The 14300-nt window shown below is 54.7% G+C and carries 10 protein-coding genes, 2 tRNA genes and 2 pseudogenes; 13 read left to right on the forward strand and 1 reads right to left on the reverse strand.

Features of this window, described 5'->3' with window-relative positions; genetic code table 11:
• The 5 genes and pseudogenes from RTK32_RS03005 to lldD all read left to right on the forward strand — a co-directional run.
• Positions 1-1535: molybdopterin dinucleotide binding domain-containing protein (locus tag RTK32_RS03005; protein ID WP_312042039.1), on the forward strand; the 1535-nt coding region annotated here is incomplete at its 5' end.
• On the forward strand, positions 1532-3070 hold the full coding sequence (narH, locus tag RTK32_RS03010) for a nitrate reductase subunit beta (protein ID WP_312042040.1): 1539 nt from the start codon (positions 1532-1534) through the stop codon (positions 3068-3070). The genes RTK32_RS03005 and narH, both read left to right, overlap by 4 nt.
• Entirely contained in the window at positions 3067-3792 is a 726-nt protein-coding gene (narJ, locus tag RTK32_RS03015) for a nitrate reductase molybdenum cofactor assembly chaperone (protein WP_312042041.1), read from the forward strand. The genes narH and narJ overlap by 4 nt, the downstream gene beginning before the upstream one ends.
• Positions 3789-4466 (forward strand): annotated as a pseudogene (gene narI / locus RTK32_RS03020) (respiratory nitrate reductase subunit gamma). The gene narJ and the pseudogene narI overlap by 4 nt, the downstream one beginning before the upstream one ends.
• 182 nt (positions 4467-4648) lie before the next feature.
• The gene (gene lldD, locus RTK32_RS03025) at positions 4649-5782 is read left to right on the forward strand and encodes an FMN-dependent L-lactate dehydrogenase LldD (protein ID WP_312042042.1); all 1134 of its coding nucleotides are present in this window, start codon (positions 4649-4651) and stop codon (positions 5780-5782) included.
• A gap of 62 nt (positions 5783-5844) precedes the next feature.
• Here lldD and RTK32_RS03030 read toward each other — a convergent pair.
• Positions 5845-6395, reverse strand: a pseudogene (locus RTK32_RS03030) (DJ-1/PfpI family protein); the annotation flags it as partial.
• A 202-nt stretch (positions 6396-6597) separates the two neighbouring features.
• Here RTK32_RS03030 and mltB point away from each other — a divergent pair.
• From mltB to RTK32_RS03070, 8 genes are all read left to right on the forward strand, one after another.
• Complete coding sequence (gene mltB, locus RTK32_RS03035; protein ID WP_312042043.1) at positions 6598-7674, forward strand: lytic murein transglycosylase B; 1077 nt, start codon at positions 6598-6600, stop codon at positions 7672-7674.
• 166 nt (positions 7675-7840) lie between these two features.
• Positions 7841-8350 (forward strand): nicotinamide-nucleotide amidase, encoded by a 510-nt coding sequence (gene pncC, locus RTK32_RS03040; RefSeq protein WP_312042044.1) that lies wholly within the window; start codon positions 7841-7843, stop codon positions 8348-8350.
• A gap of 82 nt (positions 8351-8432) precedes the next feature.
• Positions 8433-9500 carry a recombinase RecA gene (recA, locus tag RTK32_RS03045; protein WP_312042045.1) on the forward strand — a complete coding sequence of 356 codons (1068 nt, stop codon included), beginning with the start codon at positions 8433-8435 and terminating at the stop codon, positions 9498-9500.
• Between the two features lie 312 nt (positions 9501-9812).
• Positions 9813-10328, forward strand: a complete 516-nt coding sequence (locus tag RTK32_RS03050; protein WP_312042046.1) for a regulatory protein RecX — start codon at positions 9813-9815, stop codon at positions 10326-10328.
• Between the two features lie 128 nt (positions 10329-10456).
• Complete coding sequence (gene alaS / locus RTK32_RS03055) at positions 10457-13084, forward strand: alanine--tRNA ligase (protein WP_312042047.1); 2628 nt, start codon at positions 10457-10459, stop codon at positions 13082-13084.
• 247 nt (positions 13085-13331) lie between these two features.
• A complete protein-coding gene (csrA, locus tag RTK32_RS03060; RefSeq protein ID WP_004155916.1) occupies positions 13332-13517 on the forward strand; it encodes a carbon storage regulator CsrA in 186 nt (61 codons plus the stop codon).
• Between the two features lie 306 nt (positions 13518-13823).
• Positions 13824-13916: transfer RNA gene (locus tag RTK32_RS03065), tRNA-Ser, on the forward strand.
• A 3-nt stretch (positions 13917-13919) separates the two neighbouring features.
• Positions 13920-13996, forward strand: a tRNA-Arg gene (locus RTK32_RS03070).
• The last annotated feature ends 304 nt before the right edge of the window (positions 13997-14300 follow it).

Below are 14300 nucleotides of genomic sequence, written 5' to 3' on the forward strand. Positions count from 1 at the left end.
AGGGCAAAGATTTAGGCCTGCAGGGTGGCGTAAAACCGGAAGAAGTGGAATGGCAGGAGAAAGGCGGCGAGGGCAAACTGGATCTGGTGGTGACGCTGGATTTCCGCCTGTCGAGCACCTGCCTCTACTCCGATATTGTGCTGCCTACCGCCACCTGGTATGAAAAAGACGACATGAATACCTCGGATATGCATCCGTTTATTCATCCGCTTTCGGCGGCGGTTGATCCGGCCTGGGAGGCGAAAAGTGACTGGGAGATTTATAAAGGCATTGCTAAACGCTTCTCGGAGCTCTGTCCGGGACATCTCGGCGTAGAAACCGACATCGTCACGCTGCCGGTACAGCACGATTCGCCAGCAGAGCTGGCACAGCCTTTCGACGTTAAAGACTGGAAAAAAGGCGAGTGTGAGCTGAGTCCCGGCAAGACTGCGCCGCATATCCTCGCCGTGGAGCGCGACTATCCAGCCACCTGGGAGCGCTTTACCTCGCTGGGGCCGTTGCTGGATAAGTTGGGCAATGGCGGTAAAGGCATCAGCTGGAATACGCAAAAAGAGGTCGATTTCCTTAAAGAGCTGAATTACGTCAAAACGCAGGGACCTGCCGCCGGTCGGCCTAATATCGACAGCGCCATCGATGCAGCCGAAGTTATCTTATCGCTGGCGCCGGAAACCAACGGTCAGGTCGCGGTAAAAGCCTGGCAGGCGCTGAGCGACATCACCGGACGCGACCATACGCATCTGGCGCTGAACAAGGAAGACGAAAAAATTCGTTTTCGGGATATCCAGGCGCAGCCGCGCAAAATCATTTCCAGCCCCACCTGGTCAGGGTTGGAAGATGAGCATGTGTCCTACAACGCCTGTTACACCAACGTGCACGAACTGATCCCGTGGCGCACCCTCAGCGGACGCCAGCAGCTTTATCAGGATCATGAGTGGATGCGTGCGTTTGGCGAAAGCCTGCTGGTTTATCGTCCCCCCATTGACACCCGGGCGGCTAAACCTTTGCTGAACAAAAAGCCGAACGGCAATCCGGAAAAGGCGCTGAACTTCCTGACGCCGCACCAGAAATGGGGCATCCATTCCACCTACAGCGACAACCTGCTGATGCTAACGCTGTCGCGTGGCGGGCCGATCGTCTGGATGAGCGAAGAGGATGCACGGGAACTGGGCATTGCGGATAACGACTGGATTGAAGCGTTTAACGCCAACGGGTCACTGACCGCGCGTGCAGTGGTCAGCCAGCGTGTTCCGGCGGGCATGACCATGATGTATCACGCGCAGGAACGCATCGTAAATATTCCCGGTTCGGAAATTACCGGCCAGCGCGGCGGCATCCATAACTCCGTAACCCGCACCTGTCCAAAACCAACCCATATGATCGGCGGCTATGCGCAGCTTTCATACGGTTTTAACTATTACGGCACCGTAGGCTCCAACCGTGATGAGTTCGTGGTGGTACGTAAAATGAATCACGTTAACTGGTTAGACGGTGAAGGCAACGACGACTGCCAGGGCGGCAAGGAGATAAAATCATGAAAATTCGCTCGCAGGTCGGCATGGTGCTGAATCTGGATAAATGCATCGGCTGTCACACCTGTTCTGTAACCTGTAAAAACGTCTGGACCAGCCGTGAAGGCATGGAATACGCCTGGTTTAATAACGTCGAAAGCAAGCCCGGCGTCGGCTATCCGCAGGCATGGGAAGATCAGGAAAAATGGAAGGGCGGTTGGATCCGTAAAATCAACGGCAAGCTGGTGCCGCGCATGGGTAACCGTGTGGGATTGCTGTCGAAAATTTTCGCTAACCCGGACGTACCCGCGCTGGATGATTACTATGAGCCGTTTGATTACGACTATCAGCATTTGCACAATGCGCCAGCAGGCAAGCACCAGCCGATAGCGCGACCACGCTCGCTGATTACCGGGCAGCGGATGAAAAAGATCGAAAACGGCCCGAACTGGGAAGAAATCCTCGGCGGCGAATTTTCCAAACGTTCGCAGGATAAAAATTTCGATAACATTCAGAAAGAGATGTACGGCCAGTTTGAACATACTTTTATGGCCTATCTGCCGCGCCTGTGTGAACACTGCCTGAACCCGGCTTGCGTGGCGACCTGCCCAAGCGGCGCTATTTATAAGCGTGGCGAAGACGGTATCGTGCTTATCGATCAGGACAAGTGCCGCGGCTGGCGTATGTGTCTGACCGGCTGCCCGTACAAAAAAATCTACTTCAACTGGAAAAGCGGTAAATCGGAAAAATGCATTTTCTGCTATCCACGTATTGAAGCAGGCCAGCCCACGGTTTGTTCTGAAACCTGCGTGGGGCGCATCCGCTATCTTGGCGTGCTTTTGTACGACGCGGATCGCATTGAAGAGGCGGCATCAAGCGAGCATGAACAGGATCTTTATGAGAGCCAGAGAGCGATCTTCCTCGATCCATACGATCCCGCTGTGATTGCCGAGGCGTTAAAAGAAGGTATCCCGCAAAGCGTAATCGATGCGGCACAGCGCTCGCCAGTTTATAAAATGGCGATGGAATGGAAGCTGGCACTGCCGTTGCACCCTGAATACCGCACGCTGCCTATGGTCTGGTATGTGCCGCCGCTGTCGCCTGTTCAGAGCGCTGCGGATGCGGGCAATTTGCCGCACAACGGCATCCTGCCCGACGTAGAGAGCCTGCGCATTCCCGTGCAGTACCTGGCGAACCTGCTGACGGCTGGCGATACCGCGCCGGTCCTGCTGGCGCTGAAAAGAATGTTGGCCATGCGGCACTACAAGCGGGCAGAAACCGTAGAAAACATTGTCGATACGCGGGCGTTGGAACAAGTTGGCTTAACGGAAGCGCAGGCGCAGGAAATGTACCGCTATCTGGCCATCGCCAATTATGAAGATCGCTTTGTGGTGCCTTCCAGCCATCGTGAACTGGCGCGGGAAGCCTTCCCGGAAAGCAAAGGCTGCGGCTTTAGCTTTGGCGACGGCTGCCACGGCAGCGACGGACGCTTCAATCTGTTTAACAGTCGCCGCATCGATGCGATTGATATCGGTAAAAAAACGCAGGGGGAACAGCCATGATAACCCTACGCCTACTTGCCCGACTGCTGGACTACCCCGATGAAGCGCTTTTTACGCATCAGGCCGAAATGATTGCCGCTTTGAAAACAGGCAGCGAGCTTGATGCTGCTCAGCAAGCGCAGTTGGGTGATTTTATTACGGAATTTTGCACAGGCGAGCTGTTGGACAAGCAGGCAGACTATTGCGAGCTGTTCGATCGTGGCCGGGCCACTTCGCTGTTGTTGTTCGAGCATGTTCATGGCGAATCGCGCGATCGTGGACAGGCGATGGTGGATCTGCTGGAGCAGTATCGTGCTGACGGCCTGGCTCTGAGTGCGAAAGAGCTACCGGATTTTCTGCCGCTCTATCTGGAGTATCTGGCCAGCCTTGACCCTGCACGTGCCCGTGTGGGCCTGGCCGATGTGGCACCGATTCTGGCGCTGCTGGCTGCCAGGTTGCAACAGCGGCAAAGCCGCTACAGTGAGCTGTTCACTTTGCTGCTGGCGCTTTCCGACACCGGGCTGGCGGTGGATGACCTTGCGCCGACAATCAAACAGGAAGCTCGCGACGATACGCCCGCGGCGCTGGATGCCGTGTGGGAAGAGGAGCAAATCAGGTTCCTTGGCGAACAGGGCTGCGCTTCTGCTCAGCAGGCCGCGCACCAGCGTCGCTTTGCCGATGCCGTCGCGCCACAGTATCTGGACGTGGCGGACATGAAAACATCCACGAGGCGTTTATCATGAATTTTCTCTCAAGATTCTTTTTCGATATTTATCCCTATATTGCCGGCAGCATTTTTTTGATTGGCAGCTGGCTACGCTACGATTACGGTCAGTACAGCTGGTGAGCCGGCTCCAGCCAGATGCTGGATAAAAAAGGCATGCGGCTTGCCTCCAACTTATTTCACATTGGCATTCTCGGCATCTTCTTCGGGCATTTTGTCGGCCTGCTAACGCCGCACTGGATGTACGAGGCTTTCCTGCCGATAGCGGCCAAACAGAAGCTGGCGATGATAGCCGGGGGCGTCTTTGGTGCACTGACGCTGGCGGGCGGGGCGCTGCTGCTTAAGCGCCGCCTGCTCAACCCGCGCGTCAGGGCTACCAGCAGCACCGGCGATATCCTGATCCTGAGTCTGCTGGTGGCGCAGGCCGCGCTGGGACTGCTGACCATTCCTTTCTCAACGCAGCATATGGACGGCAGCGAGATGATGAAGCTGGTCGGTTGGGCGCAGGCAGTCGTCACGTTTCATGCAGGGGCGTCGCAGCATCTGGAAGGCGTGGCGCTGATTTATCGGGTTCATATGGTGCTGGGCATGACGCTATTTCTGCTGTTCCCGTTCTGCCGCCTGGTGCATATCTGGAGTATGCCGGTTGAATATCTGACGCGGCGTTATCAGCTGGTGCGCAATCGTCGTTAACGAACGGAAAGTTACTTTGTGCAAAAAAGGCCATCGTCTGATTTGTTGCCGGAATGTTGAGATGTAGGTCAGCGTATCCGCTTTTCGCCTCGACTACACTGCTTGTTCTTCCGGGCCGCCATCGCGGCCCGTTTACTTTGCTTCACGAAGAAGCCGAGCGTTTTAACAAGGCAGGAAACCAGATGATCATCTCCGCATCAACGGATTACCGGGCAGCGGCACGGCGCAGGCTGCCGCCTTTTCTGTTTCACTACATCGATGGCGGCGCTTATAGCGAGCATACCCTCAGGCGTAATACCGCCGATTTAGCCGATATCGCGCTACGCCAGCGCATCCTGAAAAACATGGCCGAGCTGAGCCTGGAAACCACGCTGTTCGACGAGCAACTGGCCATGCCGGTGATCCTTGCACCGGTAGGGCTGACAGGCATGTATGCACGACGCGGCGAGGTTCAGGCGGCGCGCGCGGCGGCTAAAATGGGCATCCCTTTTACGCTTTCTACCGTTTCCGTCTGCCCTATTGAAGAGGTGGCTCCTGCGATTTCACGGCCCATGTGGTTCCAGCTTTACGTATTGAAAGACCGGGGCTTTATGCGTAACGCCCTGGAGCGAGCCAAAGCCGCGGGGGTGAAAACACTGGTATTTACCGTAGATATGCCGGTGCCCGGCGCGCGCTACCGTGATGCGCATTCGGGCATGAGCGGGCCGAATGCAGCTTTTCGCCGTGGGGTGCAGGCAATGCTGCATCCGCAGTGGGCATGGGATGTGGGCCTGAACGGGAAGCCGCACGATCTGGGAAACGTCTCGGCTTATCGCGGTCATCCAACCACGCTGGAAGATTATATCGGCTGGCTGGGCGCCAACTTCGACCCTTCAATCTCCTGGAAAGATCTGGAGTGGATTCGGGAGTTCTGGCAAGGGCCAATGATCATTAAAGGCATCCTTGATCCCCAGGATGCGAAGGATGCCGTCAGCTTCGGTGCCGACGGTATCGTGGTGTCTAACCATGGCGGCCGTCAGCTCGACGGCGTGCTATCTACGGCGCGCGCGCTGCCCGCCGTTGCCGATGCGGTAAAAGGCGACATTAAAATTCTGGCGGATTCAGGCATTCGAACCGGGCTGGACGTGGTACGGATGCTGGCGCTGGGCGCAGACAGCGTGCTATTGGGCAGGGCATTTGTGTATGCGCTGGCTGCAGCGGGGGAAGCTGGCGTGGAGAACCTGCTCTCGCTGATTGAAAAAGAGATGCGCGTGGCGATGACGCTGACCGGCGCGAAATCGGTAGCCGACATCAGTCGCGAGTCGCTGACGCGATAAAGAACGGCGGGTGAGGGGCCCGCCGACAGAAAAAACGGGCTGGCATTGATCCCGCGATAAGAACGCCAGTGGTCAAAACAGAGAGGGTCAGCCTGGAAATCGGCCGTTTCGGTATTGCCAGCCAGGCGCCATGCCAGCTGAAAAGCGAACTCAAAACTTTTACCCAGTCCTTTTCCACTCAGCAAATTGCCGTCTTCTACCACCTCCTGCTTGCTGTAAACACCGTCGGTAACGGCATTACACAAATCGCCTGAACAGGTATAGCGGCGTCCCCTGAGCATATGATTGCCGCCCGGCACGCGTGCGGCAGCGGAACAGATTGGGACAAGTCATTTACCCGCTTCGTTACGGCGACGGATAAACGCTGTAACCAGCGCATAAGCTGCCAGATCAACCGTGCCTTCCGGTCCGCCAGAAATAATGACGGCATCAAACTCTTTATCCAGTCACGCCAGCACGACATCTGCTACCACCTGTACGGCATGGTAGCGGGAAACTTCATGCTTATCGTGGCAGGCGACTGTTGTCACCTCAACGTGCAGCCGGCAATAATAATGAAGGTCTCTGCTTCCTCGAATCCGGGTGCCAGCGGCACCGCAGCCTGTTTGCTCATCGCGCCTTTTGACATATAAAAATAAATTTCAATTAAATTAAAAAGTCATTTTATTTTGTTGGCGATAATCCGTTTACGCTGTTGCGTCGTGCAGGAAAAGAAAAAGGAAAAAAGCAGCGGATTTACATAACATCTGTTTTCAGGAACGCTGGCGATGTTCTAACATAAAGGCTACTTTCCCGCTTTGCACTCTGGATATTCAATGCGTTACCTGGCCTCATTTTTGCCCGCTTTGCTGTTGCTTTCCGCCTGCAGCAGTAAAGCCCCTGCGCCTGAACCTCACGGCAATCCTTTTCGGGGCAATAACAGCTTTTTACTCGATCCCGAGCATAATGTCGCGCCGCTGGACGGCGATTTCGCCAATAGCCCGACGGCTGAAGCCTTCATCGATAAAATGGTGCGCGAACACAATTTTAACCGTCAGCAGCTGCATAACGTACTGGCGCAGGCGAAGCGGCTGGACTGGGTGCTGCGGCTTATGGACCGTCAGGCACCTTCTTATCAGGCGCCGTCCGGTCCGAACGGCGCCTGGATCCGCTATCGCAAAAAATTTATCGTGCCGGATAACGTACAAAATGGCGTTCAGTTCTGGAATCAGTATCAGGACGCGCTTAATCGTGCCTGGGAAGTTTATGGCGTGCCGCCAGAGATTATTGTCGGCATTATCGGCGTGGAAACCCGCTGGGGCCGTGTTATGGGTAAAACGCGCATTATCGATGCGCTGGCAACGCTGGCGTTTGCCTATCCCCGCCGGGCTGATTATTTCAGCAGTGAGCTGGAAACGTTCCTGCTAATGGCCAAAGAAGAAAATGACGATCCGCTTGATTTGCGTGGCTCTTTCGCCGGCGCGATGGGCTATGGTCAGTTTATGCCTTCTGCCTTTAAGCAATACGCCGTGGATTTTAATGGCGATGGCCATATCAACCTTTGGGATCCGGTAGATGCTATAGGCAGCGTGGCCCACTATTTTAGCGCACATGGCTGGATAAAAGGCGGTACCGTGGCCGTGCCGGCTAACGGCGCGGCTCCGCAGCTGGAAAGCGGCTTTAAAACCCGCTATACCGCAGCACAACTCACCGCTGCCGGTTTATCTCCTCAGGTATCGCTACAGAACGACCAGCAGGTTAGCCTGTTGCGTTTTGATATGGGTACTTACTATCAATACTGGTACGGGCTGCCTAATTTCTACGCGATCACCCGTTATAATCACAGCAACCATTACGCAATGGCCGTCTGGCAGCTGGGGCTGGCGGTACGCGACGCTCGTCAGGGACGATAGTTTCCTCTTTATCGCCCGGCGGCCTGCTGCCGGGCAATCGACTGTTTCTGAAACCCTTTTCCTGATTCATTTTATGAAAGCGGCTCGCATACTCCGCCTTTCTCCCTTCCCGAGCGGCTAAAAAGTGCTAATCTTCTTTCTCACGACAAGCGAGCAGGAAACAAGAATGACGGACAGCGAATTGCGCCAGCTGAGTCAGGATATTGGCCAGCATTTACAGCGTCTCAACGCGACGGTTACGGCTGCTGAATCCTGTACGGGCGGCTGGATAGCAAAAGTGATTACCGACGTTGCCGGAAGCTCCCAATGGTTCGAGCGAGGCTTTGTCACCTACAGCAATGAGGCCAAGCAGACGCTGGTAGGCGTAACGGCCGCCTCGCTGGAAAGCTTCGGCGCGGTTAGCGAACAGGTCGTGATTGAGATGGCAGAAGGGGCGCGTAAACAGGCTCGGGCGCAGTATGCCGTTGCCGTCAGCGGCATTGCCGGTCCGGATGGCGGAACCGCAGAAAAACCAGTGGGTACAGTCTGGTTTGGCTTCGCGGCAGAAGGCGCTAACTCGCTGGCGCAGCGAAAAATTTTCGCAGGCGACAGAGAGGCCGTTCGGCGTCAGGCCACGGCTTATGCGCTGCTGACGCTACGTGACCATTTTCTTAAAATTAAGCTTGATACTGTATGACTATACAGTATAATTACACCCATATTGATTGAGACACGAAGCCGCAAAAGCGTGCTTTACCCCCGCGTGATTAGGAGTGGAAATGGCTATTGACGAAAACAAGCAAAAAGCACTGGCAGCAGCGCTAGGCCAGATTGAAAAGCAATTTGGCAAAGGCTCCATCATGCGCCTGGGTGAAGACCGCACTATGGATGTGGAAACCATCTCTACCGGTTCGCTTTCGCTGGATATCGCGCTGGGCGCGGGCGGTCTGCCAATGGGCCGTATCGTCGAAATCTACGGGCCGGAATCGTCCGGTAAAACTACGCTGACGCTGCAGGTTATTGCTGCTGCACAGCGCAAAGGTAAAACCTGTGCCTTTATCGATGCCGAGCATGCGCTTGATCCTGTCTATGCTAAAAAGCTGGGCGTGGACATTGATAACCTGCTTTGCTCTCAGCCAGATACCGGTGAGCAGGCGCTGGAAATCTGTGATGCGCTGGCACGCTCCGGCGCGGTTGATGTCATCATTGTCGACTCCGTGGCGGCCCTGACGCCGAAAGCAGAAATCGAAGGCGAAATCGGTGATTCACACATGGGCCTGGCGGCTCGTATGATGAGCCAGGCGATGCGTAAGCTGGCCGGTAACCTGAAAAATTCCAATACGCTGCTGATCTTTATTAACCAGATCCGTATGAAAATTGGCGTCATGTTTGGTAACCCGGAAACCACCACCGGTGGTAACGCGCTGAAATTTTACGCCTCTGTCCGTCTGGATATCCGTCGTATCGGCGCGATTAAAGAGGGTGACGAAGTAGTCGGTAGTGAAACTCGCGTGAAAGTCGTGAAAAACAAAATCGCCGCTCCATTCAAGCAGGCGGAATTCCAGATTATGTACGGCGAAGGCATCAACATTTACGGCGAGCTGGTTGACCTGGGCGTTAAGCACAAGCTGATTGAAAAAGCGGGCGCCTGGTACAGCTACAACGGCGATAAAATCGGTCAGGGCAAGGCAAATGCCGGTAACTTCCTGAAAGAGAATCCTGCGGTGGCTACCGAAATCGAGAACAAGCTGCGCGCTACGCTGATGAATAATCCGGACAGCACGCCAGACTTCGTAGCTGATAAAAATGACGCCGACGAAGCCAGCGAAACAAACGAAAACTTCTGATTAGCGGCTCTTAGGGGCAAATAGTTGGATAGTTGTTGAAAAGGAGTGGCCTTGTGCCGCTCCTTTTTTATTTCAGGTTTGCGCACGCTTTTGTTCCAGGCTTACGGGCTTTGAATTTTTTTGCAGGCACCCAGGTAGCTGTGGCCACATGGCCGATGCGTTGCCGGATGCAGCGTGTGGTGTAGAGAGAAATGTTCTCCTCGTTCGCACTCTCGTTATCTCTTTCTCTTTACATTAGCCAAAGCGCTTTGTTTCTTTTGCGGTTCCTCGCTACCCTTACCCTGACTTAATCTTTTGCATAACCGGAGCAAGATGACTGAAGCCACCGAACGAAGCCAGTTTACCCGCCTGTTAGACCGGGCCATGCGCATTCTGGCTATGCGCGATCATAGCGAGGCGGAGTTTCGTCGTAAGCTTGCTCTTTCCGCAGAGCGGGCTGCGATGTATGCCAAAACGCAGGCGCAACAGCCTGAAACCGTTACGCCAGAGCAAATCGATCGGGTTGTTGCCTGGTGTTATGAAAGCCATTATCTGGACGACGCCCGGTTTGCAGAGCGCTTTGTCGCCAGCCGCAGCCGTAAAGGCTACGGCCCACAGCGGATACGTATGGAGCTTGGGCAGAAGGGGGTGGCAAAGCCGCTGATTGATGAAACGCTGGCCGCAGCGGATATCGACTGGCAACAAATGGCATTCGATTCAGCAGAGCGAAAGTTTGGTCTGCCGCTACCGACTGAATGGAAGGAAAAAGCCAAAGTGCAGCGCTATTTAATGACTAAAGGCTTCTTTTCCGAAGATATCCGCGGCGTTTTTTCAAATTTTGAAGATTGAGAGCCAATGGGATTTTACTTCGTACCGAAGAAAATTTATCTTATTCACCACTTTTTGTTCGTGTGTTGCTTAGCCTTATGGCAGGGGCAAACCCACGAAACGTTCATTAGCGTGATTCCAGGACAATTATGAGCAAGAGCACTGCGGAGATTCGCCAGGCGTTTCTCGACTTTTTCCATAGCAAGGGACATCAGGTTGTAGCCAGTAGCTCCCTCGTCCCGACTAATGACCCGACGTTGCTGTTTACCAATGCCGGGATGAACCAGTTTAAAGACGTTTTCCTGGGCCAGGACAAACGCAGCTACTCGCGCGCGACCACCTCGCAGCGCTGCGTGCGCGCAGGCGGTAAACACAACGACCTGGAAAACGTGGGCTATACCGCCCGTCACCACACCTTCTTTGAAATGTTGGGTAATTTCAGCTTCGGCGACTACTTCAAGCGCGAAGCCATTGGTTTTGCGTGGGAGCTACTGACCAGCGCACAGTGGTTTAACCTGCCGAAAGAGAAGCTGTGGGTCACTGTCTATGAAACCGATGATGAGGCTTTCAACATCTGGGCAGACGAAATCGGTGTGCCGCGCGAACGTATTATCCGCATTGGCGATAATAAAGGTGGCGCTTACGCCTCTGATAACTTCTGGCAGATGGGCGATACCGGCCCGTGCGGCCCGTGCAGCGAAATCTTCTTTGATCACGGCGATCATATCTGGGGTGGCCCGCCGGGGAGCCCGGAAGAGGACGGCGATCGCTTCATTGAGATTTGGAACATCGTCTTTATGCAGTTTAACCGTCAGCCAGACGGTACGATGCTGCCGCTGCCAAAACCTTCCGTTGATACCGGTATGGGCCTGGAGCGTATCTCCGCGGTCCTGCAGCACGTTAATTCCAACTACGAAATCGATCTGTTCCAGAAGCTGATCAAAGCCGTTGCTGAAGCCACCGGCGCTACCGATTTGAACAGCAAATCTCTGCGCGTGATCGCCGACCATATTCGTTCCTGTGCTTTCCTGATTTGCGATGGGGTGATCCCGTCCAACGAGAATCGCGGCTATGTGCTGCGCCGTATTATTCGACGCGCTATTCGTCACGGCAACATGCTGGGCGCGCAGGGCGCCTTCTTCTGGAAGCTGGTTGCGCCGCTGATTGACGTGATGGGCGCGGCGGGTGAAGAGCTGGCGAAGCAGCAGGCTCAGGTTGAGCAGGTGCTGAAAACTGAAGAAGAGCAGTTTGCGAAAACGCTGGAACGCGGTCTGGCACTGCTGGATGAAGAGCTGGGCAAGCTGCAGAGCGACACGCTGGACGGAGAGACCGTTTTCCGCCTGTATGACACCTTTGGTTTCCCGGCAGACTTAACGGCGGATGTTTGCCGCGAGCGTAACCTGAAGATTGACGAAGCGGGCTTCGAGAAAGCGATGGAGCAGCAGCGCCAGCGTGCGCGTGAGGCCAGCGGTTTCGGTGCGGACTACAGCAACGTGATTCATATCGATGAAGCTTCAACCTTCAAAGGCTACGACCAGCTTGAGCTCAGCGCGGCCGTCACGGCCATTTTTGTAAACGGCCAGCCAGCCAGTGAAATCGCCGCCGGTCAGGAAGGCGTTATCGTACTGGATGAGACGCCTTTCTATGGCGAATCGGGCGGGCAGGTAGGCGATACCGGCGAGCTGCGTAACAACGATGCGCTGTTCACCGTTACCGACACGCAAAAATATGCGCAGGCGATTGGGCACATCGGCAAGCTGGCTTCCGGGCAGCTGCGGGTCGGCGATCGTCTGGCTGCGCACGTGGACGAAGCTCGCCGCGCGCGTATTCGACTGAATCACTCAGCGACACACCTGCTGCACGCCGCGTTACGTCAGGTTCTGGGCCATCACGTGGCACAAAAAGGCTCGCTGGTTAACGATAAATATCTGCGCTTTGATTTCTCCCACTCTGAAGCGATGAAGCCGCACGAAATCCGCCAGGTCGAGGAAATCGTTAACGCTCAGATCCGCCGTAACCTGGCGGTCGATACCAATGTGATGGAGCTGGAAAAGGCTAAAGCGTTGGGCGCGATGGCGCTGTTTGGCGAAAAATATGACGATCGCGTCCGTGTGCTGACGATGGGCGATTTCTCTACCGAACTTTGTGGCGGTACGCATGCCAGCCGCACGGGCGATATCGGCCTGTTCCGCATTACCTCTGAAGCCGGTACTGCGGCAGGCATCCGCCGTATTGAAGCGGTGACGGGCGAAAGCGCACTGAAACAGATGTATTCGCAGAGCGAGCAGCTGCAGGAGATTGCTCAGCTGGTGAAAGCCAACAGTAGCAATCTGAATGATAAAGTGCGCGGCCTGATGGATACCGTCCGCTCGCTGGAAAAAGAGCTGCAGCAGTTGAAAGACCAGCAGGCCGCGCAGGAAAGCGCTTCTCTCAGCAGTCAGGCTATCGACGTCAAAGGCGTTAAGCTACTGGTGAGCGAGTTGTCCAACGTTGAGCCGAAAATGCTGCGTACCATGGTGGACGATCTGAAGAACCAACTGAAGTCAGCCGTTATCGTGCTGGCAACCGTTGCGGAAGGGAAGGTTTCGCTGATTGCTGGCGTCACTAAAGATGTAACCGATCGCGTGAAAGCCGGCGAGCTGGTGGGCGAACTTGCCCTGCAGGTTGGCGGTAAGGGCGGTGGCCGCCCGGATATGGCTCAGGCTGGCGGCACCGATGCCGGAGCACTACCAGGGGCTCTGGCCGGTGTTGAAAGCTGGGTGGCTGCAAAACTGTAACACTATAAAAAGGCATCCCGGAAAGCGCGGTGGGGCATGCTCCACGGCGTTTTTCTGTCCGATGTCATCGCAAAAAACACAAAGTCAGGTTGATGGTGTGTATTTCGGCTAAACTAAGTATCAGCAGAATGTATTACGGTGATGATGCACTTGTTATGCATTTGTCATAGTCTATATTTAGCGTTATATGATGGATAATGCCGGGCGACAGTTAACCCGACTCTTTTAATCTTTCAAGGAGCAAAGAATGCTTATTCTAACTCGTCGAGTTGGTGAAACCCTCATGATCGGTGATGAGGTGACTGTAACGGTGCTGGGAGTAAAAGGGAATCAGGTTCGCATCGGTGTGAATGCCCCTAAAGAAGTGTCGGTTCATCGCGAAGAGATTTATCAGCGTATTCAGGCCGAAAAAACTCAGCAAACGAGTTACTAACGGATCCAGCGCCTTGCCGTCCAGGCGGGGCGCTACCGGTTTTGCCCTTCTTTCCCGCCTTTCTTTGTTTTTCTTTCGCTATTTCTTTTCGGGCCTGTACACGTTTCTCTGCCGTGAAAGGGCCGATTATTGTTGATAATTCACTCTTTTTGCTTTCCAAATACCCATTTTGGCTGGGAAATGCGCAATCAGACGCGAGAGTGAAAAAATATGTTTGACTTATAAGGCCCAGAAAGTAATATGTGCGCCACGCAGTGCCGATGAGCAGAAACAAGTTCAGAAGCACAGCTCGATAAGAGCGCGTATGGTGAGGTGGCCGAGAGGCTGAAGGCGCTCCCCTGCTAAGGGAGTATGCGGTCAAAAGCTGCATCCGGGGTTCGAATCCCCGCCTCACCGCCATTTGCATCCGTAGCTCAGCTGGATAGAGTACTCGGCTACGAACCGAGCGGTCGGAGGTTCGAATCCTCCCGGATGCACCATATTAAGGAAGTGTTGCAACCATTGTGTTCTGGCAAAGCAGTCAGCATTAGCCGCCAGCACAAGGGATGATAACGTTGCTTTAGCAACGGCCCATAAGGGTGAGGCGGAAGCCGAATAATCCTCCCGGATGCACCATATTTTACAAGGTGGCTCAACAAGCGCCGCTTTGTTTAAGTAGTACCGATACGGTTTTAGCAGCCTGTATCAAGGTGAGTCGTCAGCACCCCTGCGTTATACCAGAATTTGTTATGCATCCGTAGCTCAGCTGGATAGAGTACTCGGCTACGAACCGAGCGGTCGGAG

The sequence above is a fragment of the Erwinia sp. genome (assembly GCF_031978025.1).
In the GTDB taxonomy this organism is placed as follows: Bacteria; Pseudomonadota; Gammaproteobacteria; order Enterobacterales; family Enterobacteriaceae; genus Erwinia.

Coding starts and splice junctions, on each gene's coding strand:
- narJ (WP_312042041.1), top strand. CDS start 3,067: ATGATAACCCTACGCCTACTTGCCCGACTGCTGGACTACCCCGATGAA.
- recA (WP_312042045.1), top strand. CDS start 8,433: ATGGCTATTGACGAAAACAAGCAAAAAGCACTGGCAGCAGCGCTAGGC.
- mltB (WP_312042043.1), top strand. CDS start 6,598: ATGCGTTACCTGGCCTCATTTTTGCCCGCTTTGCTGTTGCTTTCCGCC.
- pncC (WP_312042044.1), top strand. CDS start 7,841: ATGACGGACAGCGAATTGCGCCAGCTGAGTCAGGATATTGGCCAGCAT.
- csrA (WP_004155916.1), top strand. CDS start 13,332: ATGCTTATTCTAACTCGTCGAGTTGGTGAAACCCTCATGATCGGTGAT.
- alaS (WP_312042047.1), top strand. CDS start 10,457: ATGAGCAAGAGCACTGCGGAGATTCGCCAGGCGTTTCTCGACTTTTTC.
- narH (WP_312042040.1), top strand. CDS start 1,532: ATGAAAATTCGCTCGCAGGTCGGCATGGTGCTGAATCTGGATAAATGC.
- lldD (WP_312042042.1), top strand. CDS start 4,649: ATGATCATCTCCGCATCAACGGATTACCGGGCAGCGGCACGGCGCAGG.
- RTK32_RS03050 (WP_312042046.1), top strand. CDS start 9,813: ATGACTGAAGCCACCGAACGAAGCCAGTTTACCCGCCTGTTAGACCGG.